At 40.1% G+C, this 23267-nt stretch carries 19 protein-coding genes and 1 pseudogene; 5 read left to right on the forward strand and 15 right to left on the reverse strand.

The window, feature by feature from the left end:
* Nucleotides 1-58 precede the first annotated feature (58 nt).
* A complete protein-coding gene (locus AAEY93_RS03585; RefSeq protein ID WP_351075036.1) occupies nucleotides 59-1012 on the forward strand; it encodes a hypothetical protein in 954 nt (317 codons plus the stop codon).
* 788 nt (nucleotides 1013-1800) lie between these two features.
* Complete coding sequence (locus tag AAEY93_RS03590; RefSeq protein WP_351075038.1) at nucleotides 1801-2115, forward strand: DUF1840 domain-containing protein; 315 nt, start codon at nucleotides 1801-1803, stop codon at nucleotides 2113-2115.
* A 448-nt stretch (nucleotides 2116-2563) separates the two neighbouring features.
* Here the strand turns inward: AAEY93_RS03590 and larA are convergent, their stop codons facing one another.
* The 14 genes and pseudogenes from larA to aroA form a co-directional block, all read right to left on the reverse strand.
* Complete coding sequence (gene larA / locus AAEY93_RS03595) at nucleotides 2564-3841, reverse strand: nickel-dependent lactate racemase (protein ID WP_101031232.1); 1278 nt, start codon at nucleotides 3839-3841, stop codon at nucleotides 2564-2566.
* Nucleotides 3842-3946: 105 nt separating this feature from the next.
* On the reverse strand, nucleotides 3947-4693 hold the full coding sequence (gene larB / locus AAEY93_RS03600) for a nickel pincer cofactor biosynthesis protein LarB (RefSeq protein ID WP_351075040.1): 747 nt from the start codon (nucleotides 4691-4693) through the stop codon (nucleotides 3947-3949).
* A 13-nt stretch (nucleotides 4694-4706) separates the two neighbouring features.
* Nucleotides 4707-5492, reverse strand: coding sequence for an ATP-dependent sacrificial sulfur transferase LarE (larE, locus tag AAEY93_RS03605; RefSeq protein WP_124013160.1), 786 nt, complete (start codon nucleotides 5490-5492; stop codon nucleotides 4707-4709).
* Nucleotides 5493-5558: 66 nt separating this feature from the next.
* On the reverse strand, nucleotides 5559-6929 hold the full coding sequence (gene larC / locus AAEY93_RS03610) for a nickel pincer cofactor biosynthesis protein LarC (RefSeq protein ID WP_124013096.1): 1371 nt from the start codon (nucleotides 6927-6929) through the stop codon (nucleotides 5559-5561).
* 416 nt (nucleotides 6930-7345) lie between these two features.
* A pseudogene (locus tag AAEY93_RS03615) lies at nucleotides 7346-7560 on the reverse strand (IS3 family transposase); the annotation flags it as partial.
* A 786-nt stretch (nucleotides 7561-8346) separates the two neighbouring features.
* On the reverse strand, nucleotides 8347-8898 hold the full coding sequence (locus AAEY93_RS03620) for a DUF2058 domain-containing protein (protein ID WP_101031230.1): 552 nt from the start codon (nucleotides 8896-8898) through the stop codon (nucleotides 8347-8349).
* A gap of 27 nt (nucleotides 8899-8925) precedes the next feature.
* Complete coding sequence (locus AAEY93_RS03625; RefSeq protein ID WP_124013095.1) at nucleotides 8926-9768, reverse strand: SDR family oxidoreductase; 843 nt, start codon at nucleotides 9766-9768, stop codon at nucleotides 8926-8928.
* Between the two features lie 109 nt (nucleotides 9769-9877).
* Nucleotides 9878-10576 (reverse strand): orotidine-5'-phosphate decarboxylase, encoded by a 699-nt coding sequence (gene pyrF / locus AAEY93_RS03630; RefSeq protein WP_124013094.1) that lies wholly within the window; start codon nucleotides 10574-10576, stop codon nucleotides 9878-9880.
* 68 nt (nucleotides 10577-10644) lie between these two features.
* Nucleotides 10645-11805 carry a lipopolysaccharide assembly protein LapB gene (gene lapB / locus AAEY93_RS03635; protein WP_124013093.1) on the reverse strand — a complete coding sequence of 387 codons (1161 nt, stop codon included), beginning with the start codon at nucleotides 11803-11805 and terminating at the stop codon, nucleotides 10645-10647.
* 1 nt (nucleotide 11806) lies between these two features.
* Nucleotides 11807-12103 carry a lipopolysaccharide assembly protein LapA domain-containing protein gene (locus AAEY93_RS03640; protein ID WP_124013092.1) on the reverse strand — a complete coding sequence of 99 codons (297 nt, stop codon included), beginning with the start codon at nucleotides 12101-12103 and terminating at the stop codon, nucleotides 11807-11809.
* 122 nt (nucleotides 12104-12225) lie between these two features.
* Nucleotides 12226-12513, reverse strand: coding sequence for an integration host factor subunit beta (ihfB, locus tag AAEY93_RS03645; RefSeq protein ID WP_101031220.1), 288 nt, complete (start codon nucleotides 12511-12513; stop codon nucleotides 12226-12228).
* Between the two features lie 77 nt (nucleotides 12514-12590).
* The gene (rpsA, locus tag AAEY93_RS03650) at nucleotides 12591-14258 is read right to left on the reverse strand and encodes a 30S ribosomal protein S1 (protein ID WP_101031218.1); all 1668 of its coding nucleotides are present in this window, start codon (nucleotides 14256-14258) and stop codon (nucleotides 12591-12593) included.
* A gap of 114 nt (nucleotides 14259-14372) precedes the next feature.
* Complete coding sequence (gene cmk / locus AAEY93_RS03655; RefSeq protein WP_101031216.1) at nucleotides 14373-15062, reverse strand: (d)CMP kinase; 690 nt, start codon at nucleotides 15060-15062, stop codon at nucleotides 14373-14375.
* Nucleotides 15063-15233: 171 nt separating this feature from the next.
* A complete protein-coding gene (aroA, locus tag AAEY93_RS03660) occupies nucleotides 15234-16514 on the reverse strand; it encodes a 3-phosphoshikimate 1-carboxyvinyltransferase (protein WP_101031214.1) in 1281 nt (426 codons plus the stop codon).
* Between the two features lie 775 nt (nucleotides 16515-17289).
* Between aroA and AAEY93_RS03665 the strand changes: the two genes are divergently transcribed.
* The 3 genes from AAEY93_RS03665 (at nucleotide 17290) to AAEY93_RS03675 (ending at nucleotide 22006) form a co-directional block, all read left to right on the forward strand.
* Complete coding sequence (locus tag AAEY93_RS03665) at nucleotides 17290-18480, forward strand: amino acid aminotransferase (RefSeq protein WP_124013090.1); 1191 nt, start codon at nucleotides 17290-17292, stop codon at nucleotides 18478-18480.
* Nucleotides 18481-19183: 703 nt separating this feature from the next.
* Nucleotides 19184-20545, forward strand: a complete 1362-nt coding sequence (locus AAEY93_RS03670; RefSeq protein WP_351075047.1) for an aromatic amino acid transport family protein — start codon at nucleotides 19184-19186, stop codon at nucleotides 20543-20545.
* Between the two features lie 378 nt (nucleotides 20546-20923).
* A complete protein-coding gene (locus AAEY93_RS03675; RefSeq protein ID WP_351075049.1) occupies nucleotides 20924-22006 on the forward strand; it encodes a methyltransferase in 1083 nt (360 codons plus the stop codon).
* Nucleotides 22007-22118: 112 nt separating this feature from the next.
* On the opposite strand, the gene serC is transcribed toward AAEY93_RS03675, so the two are convergent.
* Nucleotides 22119-23216, reverse strand: a complete 1098-nt coding sequence (serC, locus tag AAEY93_RS03680; RefSeq protein ID WP_101031206.1) for a 3-phosphoserine/phosphohydroxythreonine transaminase — start codon at nucleotides 23214-23216, stop codon at nucleotides 22119-22121.
* Between the last annotated feature and the right edge of the window lie 51 nt (nucleotides 23217-23267).

A 23267-nucleotide genomic window follows, 5' to 3' on the forward strand; every position in this document is an offset into this window, starting at 1 on the left:
CGCATCGATCACGAGAGATAAACAGCCCTGATATTTAACAATAGTGAACCGCACTTTTATGCATACACCTAATGAAGAACACGGCCCATCATCAGCTTTATCTGAGCACTATCAGCAGGTCACTGTCATAGGCAATTCAATGGGTGATTGGCAGCCAGCCCAAATTGGACATACTTTCATTTTTAACGGGACTCAACATGAGGCCGATAAGGTGATTAATATTTGTAACGGCCCTTATCTAGGCTCACGTCAAGCCTTCGTTGTCAGTAACAGCCCAGATAACAATCAATTAGTGTCATTGTTAACCGAAGTGAGTGAAACACTCGACCCGCAACTTAAGTGTTGGCCTTCTTCTGGATTGGTGACTATTTTATTAATGGCGCTGATAGCAAAACAGGTCAATGTACAACGTATGTCTTTATTACCTTCATTAGCAAGACCCGCAGAAATGCCTTCTTCTGAGTATTTACCTTGTATGGTGCATAATTGGTTAGGTGAGCGTCGTATTGCTTTAGGTTTGCAACTCACCAGCAATAATATTCAGTGGCCAGAATTGTTTGTAGATGATGCAACGACTGCATTTACTTACGATAATACGACAGAGCCCGTTGAAATTAACCCATTTGAAGTGTTATTAAGTGATGCAGTCCGCCGCCGTCAAAATCAAGTATTAACGCCCGATAACACCGATCCGAAGTTTGTCGTCGCCCAGCGTTTAGCCCTGCAAGTGACCACTGAGCAACCAGACAATCTTGATGTGCAATATGCATTGTTAGCCGCACTGAGTAATTTACCCAGCGTGCAATGGTTAACTTACGCCAACCAAAGCGACTTAATCATGGCCGAGTCGTTGTTTTATAACCAAGACCCAGAAACTCAAGCCAGTAATTGGTATTTAATTGACTATCAAGCATCACAATACCTCGATACGATTCGTCATCACTTAGCATATTGCCAACAAGTGATTGCGTTAACGGCAAAGCAAGTACATCCCGAATTAGAACAAGATTAATTATGATCCTACCGAATAACACCTAACGGTCATGTTGATGAACGTTCACCACCGAAATATGTGTAAGCGTCCGTTGAACTGCGCCTTGCTTCATAGACAGGATCTTTAGCGTAGGCATAAAACTAAAAGACTTGAAACAACGGCGCGGTGCGCGAACACAAGTACTCGATCTTGATGTTCAGTGGCAACGACATAAGTGCCGCATGGTGGCAAGAAAACGGCTCACGCAGGTGCCCGCGCGGCTACCGTCTTGATAGTAGTAATGAACAATGTTGTGTAAACCTCTATATCGTGGCTCGATATTCGGCCCATCCGCACTTGTTGTGATTGAATTAGTATTGGCTAGTGTCGTGGTGTGTTAATCGATACCCATGTATACATCGACCTCTAGCGTGGCCATGCTTGGCATGCAAATAGCGCTGGCGATCACAGCGGTACCGATCTGTTTTTCATTATATTTCCTTATTATTCCTCTATCTTAATTTGTTTAATTCCTCCATGCTTAATCACAACCTTGTATCAGCTTTGGGTACAACACCTCAATTTAAAAATTGAATTTACCAAGTTAACTCGTGACACCAAAGAAATGAATAGCTTTACCTATTTACAACAATGATGCAGCATAAACGGTAAGAGCAACCTATTAAAACCTGTCTAAGTCGCAAGTCCATTAAAGACAGTCAAACTTGAGAGGATAATAGGTGCGCAAAGACGATGTAATCCAATTGTAGTATTGGAGGGCTGAAGCTATCCCAATAAATGAACGACTCAATAGAGAGGAAGCCATTATGCTAGTAACTTTTTCCAGTCCTGCCTACGGGGACATAAAGATGTTTGGTGACGTGGCGATTCGGCTGCTTAAAATGATGGGGCATAGCGGTACGGTTCCCAGTGCTCTTTATGCAGAAGATGTTCAGACAGCGCTGGTGAGTCTGGAGGCTGCGCTCGAGCAGTTGCCAGAGCCAAAAGCATCTATGAAAGACGAGGAAGACGATAACGGCGCACCGACCGTCAGTCTGTCGCATCGGGCCATGCCTTTACTCGAATTGCTCAGGGCTGCAGTCAAGGGGGAATCCAATGTAATGTGGGACCACAATAAATAATCCAACCTAGGCCTGCCGTCGTTAGTTGAATTCTGGTCGCTGATGACAAGACAAGGTGTAGTTGACGTGACGTCGGACGCAGCTTCAGGGTAAGTGGAATGCTATCTTGCAGTTAATCATGATGGTTCCCGTGCTGCGTCTGCAGATTTTCTGGTTAAATCCTTGACGACCTGTTCCGCTAGGAATGCCTGTTACCCTATGTACTCAGTCATACAAGGCACGACATCCGCATCTTTTAATCTTTTAAATCATTATATTCAAAAAGAAAATTGATATCCTGGAATAAAAATAAGCGGTTAGTTGGTGATATCATCTACCTACCTCTTAATGCTTTGGGTTTGGAAAAAATTAAACCTGTTGCGATAGTAGATATATTTTTTATTGTTTTTCTCATAAAAAAACCTCAACATTAATGTTGAGGTTTATATAAAATATAAAGCAGTGCTATTTATTTTACAATTGTAGCCACGCCATCTGGAACCACTGTAATTGTTGCTTCTTTACCAACAATTGATCTCGCTTTTTCTAATGCTTCATCAAAAGTAAAGGCATGCTCCATATGCATATCTGTTATTATTTTAGGGTCACATTCATCAGTTACAATTATAACTGTATATTTAGATAATAATCTTGCTAAAATTTGAAATTCCCATTGGTCAGGAAGAGTATCTTCTTTTTTGATGTTAGCTACTTTTTCCAAAATTTCATTAGCATTTTTTGCTGATGCGACACTATTATAGAATCCTTCTCCTCCATGTCCATCAACACAAGATGAGAGTGCGATTAATACTCCACCTTCTCTTGTAGTGGCTTCAGCAGCAGTTAGCCCTTTGACAGTTTGATATATATTTTGATCTAGAGGATAGCCGCCATTTGTTGTTACGCCAATGTCTGCAATATTTTTCTTTACAGCAGCTAAATCATCAACAAATTTACACCCTACGAGATGTGCTTCACTTATATCTCCGGTAAAACATCCAATTATATCTTTTTCACCATTGATTACAGTGTTTAGGATAAATGCACATTTAGATTGTTTAGCTGCGTATATCATATCTTTATGGATAGGATTATCTTCAAGGTTCCCAGTTCTAGATTTAGGATTGCTTATAAATTCTGAGTTGTGGTTATACATTATTGTTTTAGCTGAAGCTATGCCTGGTAATATACTTTTTCTTCCACCTGAAAATCCTGCGAAGAAATGGGCTTCGATAAATCCTTCAGCTATTAATAAATCAGCTTCCATAGCTAATTTATTTAAATAAAGGTCACCTCCAGAAGGCAGAGTACCCATAAATACTTGATCTTCATCGTTAGTTGATATGTGATTACAAATTATTTCATTATCAACTACTTCTTCTCCCATTTTATAAATCAATTCTTCTCTAGTAGTAGGTCGATGAAATCCTGTAGCAATAAGAATAGTTATCTCAGCATCTGGATTACCTTTCCTTATCTCTTTTAATATCAATGGAACAGTTACTCTACTAGGAAGTGGTCTTGTGTGATCGCTGGTAACAAATACAATTTTATTCTTTCCGACGGCTAATTCTGATAATTTTTTTGTGCCAATCGGATTCTCTAAAGATTTTAGAACAATTTCTTCTTGAGTCATTTTTGGATCAAATTCGTCAGTTTGTGGTATTAATACTGCTTGAAGATATTTTTTTTCTATTGAAATCTCTACAGTTTTCTTAGCATAAGGCATTTTTATTTTCTGAAACATAAGTAAATCCTCCTAATAAATAAAAAGTAATATTTTTAAACTAACGAATTGTAAACTATAGCAGTAAGTATTGTTAAGTACACCGTCACATATTTTAACATTACATTACAATTTATTGATGATACTTGCATTATATGCAGCACCAAATCCATTATCTATATTCACAACACTGACGCCACTAGCACAACTGTTGAGCATTGATAGTAGTGCAGCGATTCCATTTAGTGAGGCTCCATATCCTACACTTGTCGGAACAGCAATGATTGGTTTCTCTACCAGTCCACCTATAACACTAGCAAGAGCTCCTTCCATGCCTGCAACAACTATAATAACTTTTGCCTTCCTAATCACATCTAATTTTGAAAAAAGCCTATGTATTCCGGCTACACCAACATCATTTATAATTTTTACTTTATTTCCAAGAATAAGAGCTGTTTCTTTTGCTTCTTCAACCACAGGAATGTCGGATGTTCCTGCTGATATAATAGCAATATAATCTTCTGTCTTTTTAATGGCATTTAATTCGAGGGTAATAGTTCGTCCTAATTTGTTATACATTAATCTAGGATCGAGATCTTTTACAGCTTCATATACTTCATCGCCTACTCTCGTTGCTAAGATATTATTTTTTTTGGTAAGCATAAATTTAATAATTTCTCTTATTTGCTCAGTAGTCTTACCACCACCGTAGATCACCTCAGGACAACCTACTCTGATCTCTCTATGATTATCGATCATAGCAAAACCTAGATCTTTGAATGGAAGTTCTTTTAGATTATCAAAAGCATCATCAACACTTAAATCACTATCTTTAATTGCGTTTAATATTTTTTTAATTTCAACTTCAGTCATTTTAAAATACCCCTTAGCTATTTAAACTTCCCATTTTATAACCTGCTGCATCTATAGTTACGTACTTAAACCCATATTCTTTTAACTTTCTTGATATCTCATCTAGAAAATCTGTATTAAATAATTGATCTCTTATTGTTGGGTCTATTTCAATTCTTGCCAGATCTCCATGAGAACGGACTCTTACAGCAGCAATACCTTTATCTCTTAAATACTTTTCAGCTTTCTCTATCCTATTAATATCATCAATTTCTAGCCTCGTATCGAAAGGAATTCTTGTCAATAAACATGCACCGGCCGGCTTATTCCAAGTCAAAAGGTTGAGATCCTTTGACATTTCCCTAACATCAGATTTTGTGATTTTACATTCCAGTAGAGGACTTACAATTTTCAATTCATTTAAGGCTTTAATTCCAGGGCGGTAATCTTTTATATCATCAAGATTAGTTCCATCGATTACATAATCAAAACCTTCATTTATAGCTTTTTCTTTAATCATAGAAAATAAAGCTTTTTTACATAGATAACATCTATCGCTAGGATTATTTTTTATTTCATCTATAATCCCAACTTTAATAAAGTCATGTTTTATTCCCATTTTTTCTGTAAATTCTTTTGCTTCTTCTATTTCCCAGCTTGGGATATATGGTGAATTTACTGTGACGGCGGCTGCATTATCGCCTAACGCATCTTTAGCTGCTTTTAGCAAAAAAGTACTGTCTACACCACCTGAAAATGCTACTAATACTCTTTTCAACCCTTTTAAATAACTAACTAATTCTATATATTTTTCACTCATAACCTTCTCCATACAAATTGAATCTGACACGTCTTGATATATTCTACCTTTATTCATAATCGTCTCTTACTTAATTAACGTTGACACCTCTGAATATATATCCAAAATAGAAACGTTATTTATTTTTGCTAATTTTTTACAAGTTTCATATTCAGGCTTTATTTTAACAACCTTGCCATTCAAAAGACCTTTTTTAATATCCACCTCTCCAAATTTAGTTTGGATTTTTTCGAAAGTTCTTTTTAACATCTTCTTTTTTACAGGATACTCTCTAATTCCTAGAGTAGTTGTTTCCATAAATAAAATATTTTCAATTTTGTTTAGAAGTTCGACTGTAGTTAACACGGTAAGTTTTATAGCAGGTCTGTTTTTTTTCATTAATATATTTGTTTTATATACATCTAGGGCACCGTTATCAAATAACTTTTCTTCAATAGCTTCATACAGCTCAGGATTCATATCATCTATATTAACTTCGATAATGATTTGTTCTTCTATATCAAAATCGTTATTTTCTTCTTTGACAGTACTTGATTTACCAATTTCTTCTTCAATTTCCGTTGCAATATAGACTCTGAGCATATTTGGAATATCAAAATCTTTTGTCCCTAATCCGTATCCTGTTTTTATAATATTAAAATTCAATTTGCTTGTGAATTCATTTACATTAGCTTTTAATATTGCAGCTCCTGTAGGCGTCGTTGTTTCAAAATTAACTTTCCCCAATGTTACAGGAGTATTTTTTAAAATCTCTACAGTTGCAGGTGCCGGTACAGGTATAACCCCATGAGCACACTTTACAAAACCGCCACCTAGTTCTACAGAGGATGAAATAATTTTATCAACATTCAAATAATCAAAACATATTGCGGCACCTATAATATCAACTATTGAGTCGACGGCTCCAACTTCGTGAAAATGAATCTCCTCAATTGTTTTACCATGAACTTTGGCCTCTGCTTTAGCCACCTCCATAAACATATTGATACTTAACGTCTTTATATTTTTATTATATGGAGCATCATTAATTATTTTCTTGATACTTTCTAGATTTCTATGTTGGTGTTTATGATGGTGATCATCGGCGTTATTATTATTATGAGTATGTTCAGCTTCATGTGAATGATGATGAGTATGTTCAGCTTCATGTGAATGATGATGGGTATGTTTAGCTTCATGTGAATGATGATGGGTATGTTTAGCTTCATGTGAATGATTGGTATGTTCATGATTTTCTTTATTTAAAATCACATCAATCTTTGTTCCTTCTATTCCCATTTTTTGTTTTCTGGATCTATGTAAATAAAATTCATTTTTGACTGATAATTTATTTAGCATTTCAGTTAGATATTCAAAATCGACTCCTACATCTACCATTGCTCCTAGATTCATGTCGCCGCTTATTCCTGAAAAGCAATCGTAATATAGTATTGTCATTTTGTTCCCCCTCCTAAATAATATTATGTAATTTTAAAATTCTCTATCCATTATTAAATCGTCATATTTTTCATCTCATATTATTCTATAATTCTATGATTTTTTGAAAAATAAGTACCCTATTCTGACACAGGAGGCGATCGTAGTTTGTGATGTAAGCGAAAAAACTCAAATGTAATATTTGAGTTAAGAATTCACCTTGATTTCTACAAACGAACGATAATTATAGAAGATGATAAGACATCATATTCATTTGATACGTAACCCATTGACCAAATTGAATATTAAAGAGATCTTCGGTTAACGAAAATGGTAGAATTCAAAGAAGGGTTAAAAGATGAAATAATAGCCACTTTAGAAAAAACAAAAATGATCCGAACTAGCGGTGTTTTTTAAGACAGTTGTTGGCTATATTGTTAAGTAGCTTCTTTGTGCCGCTCTGGATTTAACTCAAGTTCACCAATTGCCTGCCAGTTCCACTCTTTTTTTGTTCATCGTTCACCATGCTCTTTTCTTTTTTCTGATACAACACTTTTGGTTTGCTTAGTATTTCAACGTCAAGGCCATCATGGCGCTGGCTCGGTGTAACAAACAGGATCCTGCTATGACGATATTCGTTGTGGAATGCGTATTCTTTGCAAAAAAACGCTGTATTATCCGATGTTTGCTGTGATAGTAAAACGGATAATAAGCAATGGACCTAGGCGAATGGCGCCAAAATACGTCAAACAATGAACCAAAACCTATAAGATATGAGTGGTCCCTAGGGCTGAAGCTAAGCAAGAAACCATCATCAATGGTCACTAGGAACAGATTGAAGTCTTTCTTGGTATCAAGTGGTTAACCCTCCCGAATTCAACTCCGAAGTGCCATTCAGTATGGACTGTCATTATCAGCTTATGAGTGTAGCTGAATGAGTATTGGTGCAAAGCCAATGGCAGTAAAAATTAATATAGGCAGAAATGCCAATAGGGAAGATAAAAAAAGGGTAATCTATAAATGAGACATCGTTTACTTGCCTAGCCTTTGCTACAACTATTTTAATATTATTAAAGTGAAAGTCGGCAGCAATAAACACCCTGTCAGTCTATACCTAACAACCTCGATATACAGGAACCAGCATGTCGAGAAGTGACAGTGTTCAAGATTCTAGGAATAGGCCACTTTCGGTAGCTAGAGCAACCTGCGATCTGCTAGGTTTTAGGCGGATTTCGTCTTTCGAGGATGCTTCACTTCTATCACCCAAGTTCTATAGCCTAAGTTCTATAGCCTAAGCTGTATAACCTAAGTTCTTGGACTTGGGATTTAGCAATAGTGATAATAAAAAGGCAGTAACCATTCTCTTTAATCACTGCCTTGTTAAGTTACCCTATGGGAGCTCTGAAACGAGCATGTTAAGGAGTCTTGGGGATAATGCTTACCACATTAAATCATCAGGGATGGCGTAGTTAGCATAAGGATCGTCGGCATCACTCACCTGCTCTACTGAATCTTTAGCGGCTTTATCCCATAAATAGCCACACCATTGTGGTACCAGTAACTTGACTCGTTCTGCCAGTTTATGCGGCACTATGTAGCTTTTTTCTTCATGACGGACAATGCCCAAGGTGCCGTTAAGTAAATCAGCTTGAATTTTATCGGTAATATAAACGGAATAGATCTTGTTTTCTAAGGTGAAGTTAAACTTAATCTCGGCATCTTTGCCCACAGTAATAGCGAATTTAGAAAACTCAGTGATCAATCCTCGTACTTGACCTTTTTCAGATGCCTCAGCAAAACGCTGCTCATTTAAGGCTTTGTCTTTGAGGTTTTGAGCATTTTTTTGCTCGGCGATTTGTTGCTTTAATGCATCGCTACCATCATCTATCTTTGATTTTTTATTACGCTTTTTTTGAGTTTTTACGTCACGAACTTTTTGTTTACTGGCAAGACCTGCTTTAAGCAATTGATCTTGTAATGCATTGGCCATGTTATTTACCTTTAATTTTGTTGAGTTTTATAAACCTTGCTTTGCGGCCATGTCACCTAACTCAGTCATAGCAGTGCTGGCGCCACCTAGTGACCAACCACCATCAACAGGCAACACGACACCTGTGATGTATGATGCCATGTCAGATGCCAGGAATAAGGCCGCATTGGCAATATCTTGGCCTTTGCCATTGCGTTTTAACGGCACACTATTAGCGACCCGTTGTTGTAATTCATCACTGGGCGCTAAACGGTTAAAGCCTTCGGTATCTTCAATGGGGCCAGGTACAATAGAATTAATCCTGATCCCTTCAACTCCCCACTCTAGCGCTAATGTGCGGGTTAGCATATCGACTCCGGCTTTGGCGGCGCAAACATGCACTTGCAACGGCATCGCGATATACGCTTGCGGGGCTGAAATTTGAATAATGCTGCCGTTGGGACGTGATAACAGTGGATAGGCTTGTTTTAATACTTGAAAACTGCCAATTAAATCAATATCAATAACTGATTTAAAACCATTATTAGATAACTTTGCTGCACTGGCTGGGAAATTACCCGCCGCGCCACTTACCAGTACATCAATGTGCCCATATGTAGCGGCGATTTTATCAAAGCCAATGGTTAACGCATCGTTGTCACGTACATCAAAACTCACGCCTAAATGATTCGCTCTGGGATTAGCTTGATTGAGTAACGCAACCGCAGCGTTTACTTTATCAAGACTGCGACTCGCAACGGCAACATTCGCGCCGGCTTTTGCAAATTGAATGGCAACTTGCAGATTAATGCCAGAGGTGCCACCCACCACCACCACATTTTTACCTGTGTAATCAAACCTTGTGTTATCAAACCTTGTGTTATCAGACATAGTCATCCCTTATTTCTGTGTGTTTTTGTTGATGTAGATAAGTCTATTTTGCTGACGACATAGACAGAAAATATAACTTTTTCAATGATGCTTTTACAACAAGAACGGCTCAAACATGCAGTGATTGATAAATAGCCTTAAGCGCTGCTAATGGATCCACAGCTTGAGTAATTGGTCGACCAATCACCAAATAATCTGACCCCGCTGTAATAGCTTGTTGTGGCGTCATGACACGCTGTTGATCACCAGTATCACTGCCTGCGGGACGAATACCCGGTGTCACTAAGGTAAAGTCTTGTCCAAATGATGATTTAAGCAATTTAGCTTCTTGAGCGGAGCACACAACCCCATCTAACTCAGCTTGATGAGTCAGTTTTGCTAAGCGCAATACATGTTCAAATACAGGGACATTGATGCCAAGTAAGACTAAGTCTTCATCTGACATTGATGTTAATACGGTAACGGCTATCAACAATGGTGCATCTTGACCAAATGGCACCAAAGCTTGTTTAGCGGCCTGCATCATGGCAAGCCCTCCGCTGGCGTGCACGTTAGTCATCCACACGCCTAGATCAGCGGCGGCGGTAACGGCTTTTGCCACCGTATTGGGAATATCATGGAATTTCAAATCTAGGAATAAATCGAAGTTACGATTATGGATATCGTTAACCAGATCTGGCCCGAATAACGTAAACATCTCTTTGCCGATTTTTAGACGACACATATCTGGGTCAAGTTTATCAATAAAGGTCAATGCGTCATTTTTATTATGATAATCGAGGGCGACTACAATTGATTTCTTCGTCATTGGAACTCCAGCGGCCATAGCTTATTTTAATGCCTTTATTATAGGGTATCTAAATGGTAATGATAAAATTATTCACCGTCGAGCCCTTTGATCCGTTTGATGCTGCCCCACTGTTTACATGATGGACAATGCCAATATAAACCGTGAGAGGGGAAACCGCAGGCAATACAGCGGTAACTAGGACGGAATTTAATTTGTTGTTCAACAAGCTGTTCGAGCATAGATAAACTTTGTTTCGCTTGGCCATCTTCAGCTTGTTTAATGTGCAATTGCATTAAATGCTGAAACCCTTTCATGGTCGGATGATGATATAAGTTATCGAGCATCATGGTTTCAGCACTTTGATGTTGATTAAGGCTTATTTTGTGCTCGGCAAGTGCGATAACCACACTGGCACCTGCGCCGTCGGCAATGGCCTCTGCAAGCAGTTCGTTAAAACCTTCTGGATCTTGGGTGTCTCGATACACTTGCTTTGCAATTGAAACGGCATCAGCAAATAAATCAATATCGGCCAATTTCAGCTGTTGGATCGCCTGCTTGCATAACTCAAACTGACCAGCATCAAGATAAATTTTAGCTAAGGTTAACCAAGCCCGACCGCATTGAGCGTCTTGTTTAATCGCTTGGTGCAATTTTTTGATTTTGTCAGCGTCGTTATTGGCTTCATCAGCTAATTGACAATAAAAATGTGCCGTGGTGTGTTTAAGCACTTGTTGGCGTTTTCGAGGTAGACGCTTAGTGATATCGATGGCCTTTTGCCACTCTTTAGTCACTTGGTAGATTAACAGAAGTTGTGTTTCTGATTCTTCACTGTGGTCATCTTGACTGACTAAGTTGCTAAAGATTTCTTCGGCGCGGTCATAAAACCCAGCGGCCATATAATCTTTACCTAACTCCATCATCGCGATGTCACGTTGCTCGTTGGTCAAGCTGGGCCTGGCAATCAAGTTCTGATGGATACGTATTGAACGGTCTACTTCACCCCGTTTACGAAATAACGAACCTAACGATAAATGGGTGTCGATGGTTTCATCGTCAACATCAAGCATGCTGATAAATAAATCAACCGCTTTATCAGACTCGTTAGACAGTAAAAAGTTAAACCCAGTAAAATAATCTCGGCTTAATTTTTTACTCTGCTGGCTATCGCTATGACGAATACTGCGTCGTCCCATGTACCATCCGTAACCGGCAGCGATAGGCAATAACAAGAACAAGATTTCTAGCATACTAGACGACTTGATCCTTAGGCGTTAAAGCAACACTGGTTGCCTCTACAGCGGTAAACTTTTTAAGGGCTTTGTTACTTTTACGCAACGCAAGTTTTAGCTTAATGATGTGGTAGCTTGCAAATATCCAGCTGAGAATAAACCCGCAGAAAAAGACCACGGCAAGTACTATAGGCAAACGATATTGCCCTTCAGCAATAAAGTAACTTAAAGTGACGACTTGTTCATTTTTAGCACCAAATAATAAAGCTAAAACAAACAACAATCCAACGAGTACAACAACAATAAATGATCTCACGCTATTCTCCATGAAGGTGTATCAATATAATGATTATCCAAGAAATTTACTGGGCTGACCAGCATTGACTGTCATTAGATATAAAAAAGCCTCCAAAAGGAGGCTTTTTATTCAGTCATTAATCAAGTATTAACAACATCGACACGTTCGCGCAGTTCTTTACCCGGCTTAAAGTGCGGTACATACTTGCCTTCCAAATCAACAGAGGTGCCTGTTTTTGGATTACGACCCATACGTGGTGCACGATAGTGAAGTGAAAAACTACCAAATCCGCGGATTTCTATACGATCACCGGTTTCTAATGTTGTTGCCATTTGCTCCAACATTTCTTTGATTGCACTTTCCACTTCCTTCGCCGACAGTTGCGACTGCCTAGTGGCGAGTTTTTCGATAAGTTCAGATTTTGTCATCTTAGCTATCCCATATTATCAAGCCAAACACAGTCGCCTAATGGGGAGGAATTCCCCATACAACAGACGATTTTCGATTACTTACGAGCCGCTTTGAAAGCTTCAGCCATTGCGCTGCTCATTACAACTTCATCTTGCTTGTTCAAAGTAGCAATCGCTTCTTTCTGTTCAGCTTCATCTTTCGCTTTGATAGATAAGCTGATAGAACGGTTCTTACGATCTACACCCATGAACTTAGCTTCGATTGCATTACCTACTGAGTATACAGTAGATGCATCTTCGATGCGTTCTGAAGAGATGTCAGCTACACGGATATAACCTTCAACTGTTTCAGCCAATTCAACTGTAACACCTTTTGCGTCAACAGCAGAAACAGTACCGTGAACTACGGTGCCTTTCTTCTTGTCAGCTAAGTATGCGTTGAATGGATCATCTTCAGTTTGCTTAACACCTAAGCTGATGCGCTCACGCTCTGGGTCTACTGAAAGAACCACTGCATGGATTTCGTCGCCTTTCTTGTATTCAGATACTGCATCTTCGCCAGTACCGTTCCAAGAAATATCAGATAAGTGAACAAGACCATCGATTCCACCGTCAAGACCGATAAAGATACCGAAGTCAGTGATTGACTTGATCTTACCAGATACTTTGTCGCCTTTGTTGTAACGAGTTGCGAAGTCATCCCATGGGTTAACTTTACACTGTTTCAGGCCTAGAGAAATACGACGACGCTCTTCGTCAATGTCTAGTACTAACACTTCAACTTCATCACCTAAGTTAACAACTTTAGATGGGTGAATGTTCTTGTTAGTCCAATCCATTTCAGAAACGTGAACTAAACCTTCAACGCCTTCTTCGATTTCTACGAAGCAACCGTAGTCAGTTAAGTTAGTTACGCGACCAGTAAGACGTGTGCTTTCTGGGTAGCGCTTGCTGATTTCTAACCATGGATCTTCGCCAAGTTGCTTAAGACCTAATGATACGCGAGTACGCTCACGGTCATATTTAAGTACTTTAACGTTGATTTCGTCACCAACATTAACGATTTCAGATGGGTGCTTAACACGTTTCCAAGCCATATCTGTGATATGTAAAAGACCGTCAACACCACCCAAGTCTACGAATGCACCGTAGTCAGTAAGGTTTTTAACGATACCTTTAACAGCTTGACCTTCTTGTAGATTCTCAAGAAGAGTATCACGTTCAGCACTGCTTTCAGATTCGATAACTGCACGACGAGAAACAACAACGTTGTTGCGCTTCTGATCAAGCTTGATAACTTTGAATTCTAATTCTTTGTACTCTAAGTGAGCGGTGTCGCGAACTGGGCGCACGTCAACTAGAGAACCTGGTAAGAAGGCACGGATACCGTTTAATTCAACAGTGAAACCACCTTTAACTTTACCATTGATGATACCGATTACAGTTTCAGCATCTTCGTACGCTTTTTCTAGAACGATCCAAGCTTCATGACGCTTAGCTTTTTCGCGAGACAATTGAGTCTCACCAAAGCCATCTTCAACAGAGTCAAGGGCTACGTCAACTTCATCACCAACTTGAATTTCTAAAACGCCTTGTGCGTTTTTGAATTCGTCAGCATTGATTGGACTTTCAGACTTAAGGCCGGCGTCAACAAGTACCATACCGTTTTCAATGGCAACAACTGTACCACGAACGATAGAACCTGGACGGAACTCTAAAGTTTCAAGGGATTGTTCAAATAGATCAGCAAAAGATTCAGTCATGTTTTAGGTTACTTCATTATATAAAACCACCATCCATCCTAGATGTGGAGTCTAGTAATATTATTCGTGTCATCCTTAACACAAACACCTACTGCACAATAAACGAGGATTCGGTTACGTGACAGTAATTTTTTGTCTAACGTATTCAAGCACTTGCTTCAATACATCTTCTATGCCTATGCCGCTTGTATCAATAACAAGTGCATCATTAGCTGGGACTAAAGGCGCAGCGGCGCGATTGGTATCACGGTCGTCTCGCTCGATAATTTCAGCTAAAAGGCGGTCGATTTTAACATCGAAGCCTTTGTCCTGCAACTGATTATAGCGTCTTTGCGCCCGTTCTTCAGCAGACGCAGTTAAAAATATTTTTACTGGTGCTTTAGAAAAGACCACGGTACCCATGTCGCGTCCGTCGGCAACTAAGCCTGGAGCGGCACAAAATGCCCGTTGGCGACGTAATAATGCCTCACGTACACGCGGTAATGCCGCCACTTTAGAGGCAGCATTTGAGCATTCTGGTGAGCGAATGGTCGTGGTAACGTCTTCGCCTTCGAGGACCACTTTAATGGCATCAGTCTGGCTGCCCGTTAAAAATTGGACATCAAGGTGTGCAGCCAATAAGGTCAGTGCTTCTTCGTTTTCTAGCTCAACATCATGATGAATAGCGGCTAAGGCTAAAACACGATAAATCGCACCACTGTCTAATAAATGCCATCCTAAATGCTGTGCCAATAATTGACATATTGTCCCTTTCCCTGCACCGCTAGGGCCATCAACTGTGATCACTGGAGATCGTTCTGACATAATTTGCTCCGAAAATAATCTATCTTCCCTGAAAACATACGAGGGTTCATCAAAATAAGCGCGCGAATTGTATAACAAATAAATGTTAATTACTGATGAATTTTCGGTTATTAAAACCAAGATCGACCTTTAATGGTGTTAAAGGCCGTGTTTTAATCTGTCGATGTGGTGTTATTTTGCCAGTTGTGCAAATTGTGCAAAATAATCCGGGAATGTTTTTGATGTGCAGTCTGGATCGTTAATGGTGATACCACAATCGGCAAAGGCCAATATTGAAAAACACATCGCCATACGATGATCGTTATAGGTATCAATCGCAGCGGTATTTAATACAGCTGGCGGCGTAATGGTAATATAATCATGACCTTCATCAACCGTTGCACCCACTTTACGTAACTCAGTTGCCATGGCGGCTAAACGATCAGTTTCTTTAATGCGCCAGTTATAAATGTTGCGAATAGAGGTAACGCCTTTAGCAAACAAGGCTGCGGTTGCAATGGTCATCGCCGCATCAGGAATGTGGTTCATGTCCATGTCGATACCCGTTAAGGTCGATTGACGGACAATAATGTAATCATCGCCCCACTCTATGTCTGCGCCCATTTCAGCTAATACATCGGCAAACTTAACATCACCCTGAATACTTAAACGGCCAACGCCAGTTACTTTAACTTCACCACCTTGGATCGCGCCAGCAGCTAAAAAGTAAGACGCCGATGAGGCATCGCCTTCAACTAAGACTTTGCCAGGCGACACGTATTGTTGTCCTGATGGAATTTCAAAACGGGCGTAATCATGATTAATCACCTTGACACCAAACTTGGCCATCAACGAAATAGTAATATCAATATAAGGCTTAGAAACAAGCTCACCTTTAATAGTAATGTTCACACTGTCTTTGGTCAGTGGTGCCACCATCAGTAGCGCAGTTAAGAATTGACTTGATAAGTTACCCGCAATCTCAACATCACCGCCGTTTAATCCTTTAGCCTTGATGGTTAATGGCGGAAAACCATCGTTTTTAAGATAAGTCACATCGGCGCCAAGTTGACGTAACGCATCAACTAAATCACCAATAGGACGTTCTTCCATTCGAGGCTCACCGGTTAAGGTAAATTCGCCATGACCTAAGGTTAATGCCGCACACAACGGACGCATGGCAGTGCCTGCATTACCAAGAAACAGGCTTTGAGCTTGTTCACTATTCAGTGGCGATCCCATTCCCTCGAGCTCACAAACGGTATTGTTATTCGATAGACGATAATTTACCCCAAGTTGTTTTAACGACGCCAACATATAACGGATATCATCAGAATCGAGTAAGTTCGTTAGCGTAGTCGTGCCTTTGGCCAACGTGGCTAATAGCAAGGCACGATTTGAAATACTTTTTGAGCCAGGAATGTTAATTTCGCCATTCATGCGGGTAATATGGTCAAGACGCAGTTGTTTCATTAATACTCTTCTTTGTGTTGCACTCATTGAACGTCTACAGACCGACAGATGAGTAAAAGGCTTCACCGGATAAAATAAGCCTTACATCACCTCGTGAACTTAGGCTGATGTAAAAGGCAATGTTTCGATACAGTTTGGTAGGATCAATTTAATCTTTGGCAGTCCAATTCGTTCGGGATAAACGGGTTAGCGCGTATATAAGAATGCGGCGTAAGGTGTGATGCTTAGTCATTCTACGCTAATACCTTGCAACAAACTTCTCGCTTACAAACTTCTCGCTTACAAATAAGCAAGCCCGTTTAGCCGAACTTGGGCTGTGTCAGTGGCTTCTTTTTACTGCGTTAGCGTTACACCTCTAGAACAACACGTCATAAACTCCGCCTTATAGAAAATGGCCTCAAACGCTGCAACATCTATTGGAGTAAAGGTGCTTCGACAGCTCAACAACCTCAGTAATCGACTTCATAATGTTTCATAGTGCTTACGTTACTGATTGTCGCCAAGGATTCAACCGTTATTTTATGTTTTAGGTGACTTTTATGCTCAAGTTGAAATTTTTTAACTTTAGTTAGGTTTTTCTCGACAAATCTGCACAGTTCAGACCATTAATGACGGTCTGATTTAGTTGCCCAGATTAATTAGGGCTTAGCAATGTAAGACCTAATAAGGCTGATTTAGCAGTTCTTTATTGGTATAATTCACGTTATGCTAAAGCCAAGTTCCTGTATCTTGTTTCGCTCTAATGCGTGTAACTTTAAAATAAGAAGGTCAATCCATGTTTAATTCATTAACCGCGATGCCAGCCGATCCGATTTTAGGCCTATTGACACAATATCGCGCAGACAAGCATCCCAATAAAGTCGATTTAGGTGTGGGTGTTTATAAAGACCCTGTTGGCCACACACCTATTTTAGATTGCGTAAAAGTTGCCGAAAAAATCCGTTTAGACACCGAAACAACAAAAGTGTACATAGGACCAACAGGCTCAGCACCATTTAATCAACTCATGGGCGAATTAGCCTTTGGTGCCAGCCACAGTGTATTACTGGCCGATCGCGTTCGCACGGTATCAACGCCAGGCGGAACTGGTGCCCTGCGCGTGGCAGCTGACTTTATTAAGCGTTGTAATCCTAACGCAGTGTTATGGGTAAGCGACCCAACATGGGCCAACCACACGGGTTTATTTGAAGCCGCAGGCATTACAGTTAAAACCTATCCATACTATGACTACGACAACAAAACACTTAAATTTGATCAAATGCTAGCGAAGTTAAACACCATAGATAAAGATGACGTGGTGTTATTTCATGCATGTTGTCATAACCCAAGCGGCATGGATTTAAGCACCGATCAATGGGATGAAGTGGTTAAGGTTACGGTTAAGCAAGGTTTTACGCCATTAATTGACATGGCTTACCAGGGCTTTGGTGACGGCGTAGATGAAGATGCCTACGGCGTGCGCCAAATGGCTGCGGCAGTAGAAAGCATGATTTTATGCAGCTCTTGCTCAAAAAACTTTGGTTTGTACCGTGAGCGTATTGGCGCCTGTTCCATTGTCGCTAAAGACAGTACAACGGCTAACGTAGCACTGTCGGTAATGTTATATGTTATTCGCTGTATTTACTCAATGCCCCCTGCCCATGGCGCGGCGATTGTTGAAACCATCTTAGGCTCGCCAGCGCTTAAACAGCAATGGTTAGCTGAGCTCAAAGTGATGCGCGACCGTATTAACGGCAACCGAACTATGTTGGTTGAACAATTAGCCGCCAATGGTGTTGACCGCGACTTTAGTTTTATCGCCCGTCAAAAAGGCATGTTTTCATTCTTAGGGGTTAACCCTGAACAAGTGGCCATACTTAAACAGCAATACAGTGTGTACATGGTCGGCTCAAGCCGGATCAGTATTGCCGGTATTAGCCAAACCAATGTTGATTATTTAGCTAAATCTATTGCGGCAGTATTATAACAAAAACCCATTTTGATAAGCGTTAGTATAAGTAGAAAAAATCAATAAAAAGGTCGCTTATTGCGACCTTTTTGTTGCTCAGTTTACTCAAATAGACTTGCCAAGGATCGCTTACTGACCTAGATGTTAACCCGTTCAGCTGATGACAAATAAATCCAAACATAGGCAATTTATGTTATCGAATGTAGGCAGCGTAGGCAGCGTTTACAAACCTTTCGTTATAGTTAACTCATCATCCATTAGTTAATCTCAACTTGGCATAAGAGATAGGATTAACTGATAGGTATCAATAGCTTTTCAAATCATCAATATCAAGCTTGCCAATTATGTTGCTCACAAGGCGTATTCTCGTATTCATAGCGGCGTCAATCGCTGGCCTATAGTAAATCAAGATAACTTCAATCGCCAAATAAAGGGCTTTTTGATAAACGTTTATTATCCCGAGTTGAGATGAATGACTTCCAAATGCCGATCATAATCACTATGAATATTTTTCGATGCAGTGCTTAGGTGACGGCACGGTTAAATCTGTAGGTGATGGTTGTAGATGAATTGAAGCTGCTTGTCGTATTTAATGTTCCCTCATCGGGATATAGCTCCCAATATTTAAACATTATTATATTATGCCTGTGTAAATACCTAATATCCCATAGGAATATGTACCCTGACGCAGAATTTAACATGTTGTCAAGGTGAATCAGCTATGCAAAATGAAGCCATAAGTGCACAAGAGATCCCCGAGTCTGTCGTTGTTTCAGATACACGCTGGTCACGTCAGGATACAACCTGGATGTTGAGCTTGTTTGGCACGGCCGTCGGTGCCGGAATTTTATTTTTACCTATCAATGCGGGAATGGGTGGCTTTTGGCCATTGGTCTTAATGGTGCTAATGATTGGCCCTATGACCTATCTTGCTCACCGTGGTCTATCCCGTTTTCTATGTTCATCCGCCATTGCTGACAGTGACATCACTCAGGTAGTAGAAGAACATTTTGGTATTGGGGCGGGTAAAGCCATTACCTTACTGTATTTTTTAGCCATTTATCCCATTGTGTTAATCTACGGCGTTGGGATCACTAATACCGTCGACAGTTTCATTATTAATCAATTAGGCGTGTTTACCGAAGTCCCAAGAATGTTGCAGAACGGTGCGCCAGCATTAACAGATGCTGGGGTGCAAATTATCGATAAAATAAGTGCTATTCCGCGCTGGCTACTTTCGGGCATGCTGATCTTATGCATGATGTCTGTGATGGTCGCAGGTGAAAAGTTTATGCTCTCTGTAACGCGGATATTAGTCTATCCCCTAGTCGCGATCCTCGCTTTCATGTCATTGTATTTAATACCAGACTGGAAGTTTGATGCTCTTATGGTTGTGCCTTCGGCCACTAATTTTCTTGGTACCGTCTGGTTAACTATTCCAGTGCTTGTGTTTGCCTTTAACCACTCGCCTGCTATCTCCCAGTTCTCGGTTTCGCTCAAAAAAGAACACGGCGCCAATGCCTCCCACAAGGCCGATGTCATACTACGCAATACTACCATCATGCTAGTGGGATTCGTGATGTTGTTCGTATTCTCCTGTGTATTGTCCTTAACACCGGTGCAATTGTTAGAAGCAAAAGCCGATAACCTACCGATCCTGTCTTATCTTGCCAACGTTCATGAAAGTGGTTTTATCAGCTATGTTGCACCTGTGATTGCTTTCATCGCCATTATTTCATCTTTCTTCGGCCACTATATGGGGGCTACCGAAGGCTTAAAAGGCATTATTACTAAGCAATTACCCAATAGCGGCAAGCCAGAAAACAGTCACAAATTGGATAAATTTATCTTAGGATTTATGTTTATTACTACTTGGGCCGTGGCGATTATCAACCCAAGTATACTTGGCATGATCGAGGCGCTTGGTGGCCCCGTTATTGCTGCTATTTTGTATATTATGCCAATGTATGCAATACATAAGGTGCCGGCTCTGAAAGCCTACCGAGGACGAGTGAGCAACATCTTCGTCGTCATTACGGGTTTATTGTCAATGACCGCCATTGTGTTCGGCTTACTGAGCTAAATGAGAATGGTGAGATAAATGAGCTAAGTGGGCTAAGTCCATCATACCTTCCCTTTTATTTGAGCGAATTAACCACCGCTGTTTTTTTCATAAGGGAAGGTTTTACCCATAAAAGTACCGAGTCAGCAGTAGAAAAGGTCTATAACGTTTGATGTTGTGAATGCAAAAAAAACCTATCCAGTGGAAACGTTTAGCATAGATGAAGTCTGTTTTGCGGAACTCTCAATGTTAACCTTTAACCTTGAGGGGGCTCGATAAATCATTATTACGGTTGTGAACTTGTCACAAAACAAAAACTAGAAGTAGCTCAAAACCTTATTCACATTACTTTGATAGAATTGAATTAATATCACCGCCTTCGTTGAGTTAACACCACTAATGTCTTTTTATCAATCTCCCAAAAAAATATCTGCTTTTGATGCTAAGTTTGAAGCACAAAAAATAGCGTTTGCACCGGTCAGTTTTCAAGTCGCACGTTGCTTAAGTCAATTTGATTTACTCACCAAAGTTGATGAGGTTGGTGAGAAAGGTATTAGCCTAGTTCAGCTTACCCAAGATTCCGAGTTGTCTGAATATGCCATTCATGTCTTGCTTGATATGGGATTAAGCATGGGCATTTTTTGGTGTAAAGATAATCATTACCGCCTCGATAAAACTGGCTATTTTTTACTCCATGATGATATGGCCGCAAAAAACCTAAACTTCATCCATGATGTTTGTTATCAAGGCTTGTTTGAGCTTGAAGATTCACTTAAGCAAGGCAAAGCAATAGGGCTTAAACACTTTGGCGATTGGGACACTATTTACCCGGGCTTAAGCCAACTACCAGAACAAACTAAAAAAAGCTGGTTTGAGTTTGATCATTACTATTCAGATCATGCTTTTGACAGCCTATTACCATTAATATTTAAGTCACAGCCGGCGCATATTGTTGATGTGGGTGGCAATACCGGTAAATGGGCATTTGCCTGCACCCATTATAATAAAAACGTCCACGTCACTATTATGGATTTACCGGGGCAACTTGTTGTGGCAATGAAAAATGCACAAACACAGTTGGTTGCAGATCGCGTTCATCCCTTTGAAACAGATTTACTCGATAGCGAAAAGCCTTTTTGCCAAGAGGGTGATTTATATTGGATGAGTCAATTTTTAGATTGTTTTTCTAAACAACAAATAAGGATTATTCTTAAGCGCACTGTGGCAGCGATGAAACCTGATAGTGAACTTTGTATTTTAGAGACATATTGGGACAGGCAACCCCATGAAGCTGGTGCCTATTGTGTTAACGCAACGTCTTTGTATTTTACTGCTATTGCCAATGGAAATAGTCGGATGTACCACAGTAAAGATATGCTTAACATGATCATTGAAGCTGGACTGTATGTTGATCAAGACATCGACAACATCGGCCTGGGTCATACTTTACTGCGCTGCAAACTCAAGCCTACTTATCAATAGTGTTTAACTGAAGTTGCTATACATCTAATCAACACGTCATTTATTCTCCACATAAAAAAGCGAATGCTGGTCGGCATTCGCTTTTTTATTGCTGAACCAAGGTTAAGGTTAGTTAGGCTTGATGGTGCTTTACAGCAAAGTTATTCATAAAGTCAACCAGGGCTTGCACGCCGGCTAGCGGCATGGCGTTATAAATACTGGCACGCATACCGCCTACGTTACGATGACCTTTTAATGCCATTAATCCTACCTGCTCTGCTTGAACTAAAAACTCACTGTTTAACGCATCATTCACTAATTGGAAGGTCACGTTCATACGTGAGCGGTTATTAAGTGCGACGCCGTTTTTATAAAACGGATTATTGTCGATACAATGATACAGTAACGCCGCTTTTTGTTGGTTCAATTGAGCCATCGCACTCACACCACCATTAGCCGCTAACCAGGCAAACACTTCAGAGGCTAAATACCAAGCAAACGTTGGTGGGGTATTAAACATTGAGCCATATTCAACCGCCACGCGATAATCCATTATTGATGACTGCGGTAGGCTTGGAAGTTTAAGCATATCGTCACGCACGATCACAATCGACAAGCCAGATGGGCCAATGTTCTTTTGCGCGCCAGCATAAATGAGTCCGTATTTGCTGACATCAATTTCATGGGACATGATGGTTGATGATAAATCAGCAACGATGGGCCAAGGGCTCGTTAACTCTTCAAAAATTTCGATGCCATCAACGGTTTCGTTTGAGCAATAATGCACATAACGATAGTCTTTCTTGATTGTGCTTAAGTCGGGTAATGTTACCTGGTTAAGACCATTGATCTGTTCAACAATATTGATGCTGTCAATATGTTGCTCACCCACCAGTTTTTGCGCTTCTGTCACCGCTGACGACGACCATTGACCACTGACTAAATAAAGCGCCCGACCGTTATCACCCAAGAAGTTATTCACTACGTTAGAAAATTGGCCGCGGCCACCACCATGCATAAATAACACATGATAGTTTTTAGGGATGTTCATCAACTTGCGTAGTGTGACCTCTGCTTGCTCGGTCAGTGCAATAAACTCTTTACTGCGATGACTGATTTCCATCACGGAGACGCCTAGGCCATTCCAATCAATTAATTCCTGTTGTGCTTTTTGCATCACAGCTTGAGGTAACATGGCCGGTCCAGCACAGAAATTATAAATTGCGCTCACAAACAACTCCTTTGACAAATAATCAATATAGACAATAACAAGTTAACCGTA

This window comes from Shewanella sp. CAL98-MNA-CIBAN-0140, assembly GCF_040309905.1.
GTDB classification, from domain to species: domain Bacteria; phylum Pseudomonadota; class Gammaproteobacteria; order Enterobacterales; family Shewanellaceae; genus Shewanella; species Shewanella psychromarinicola.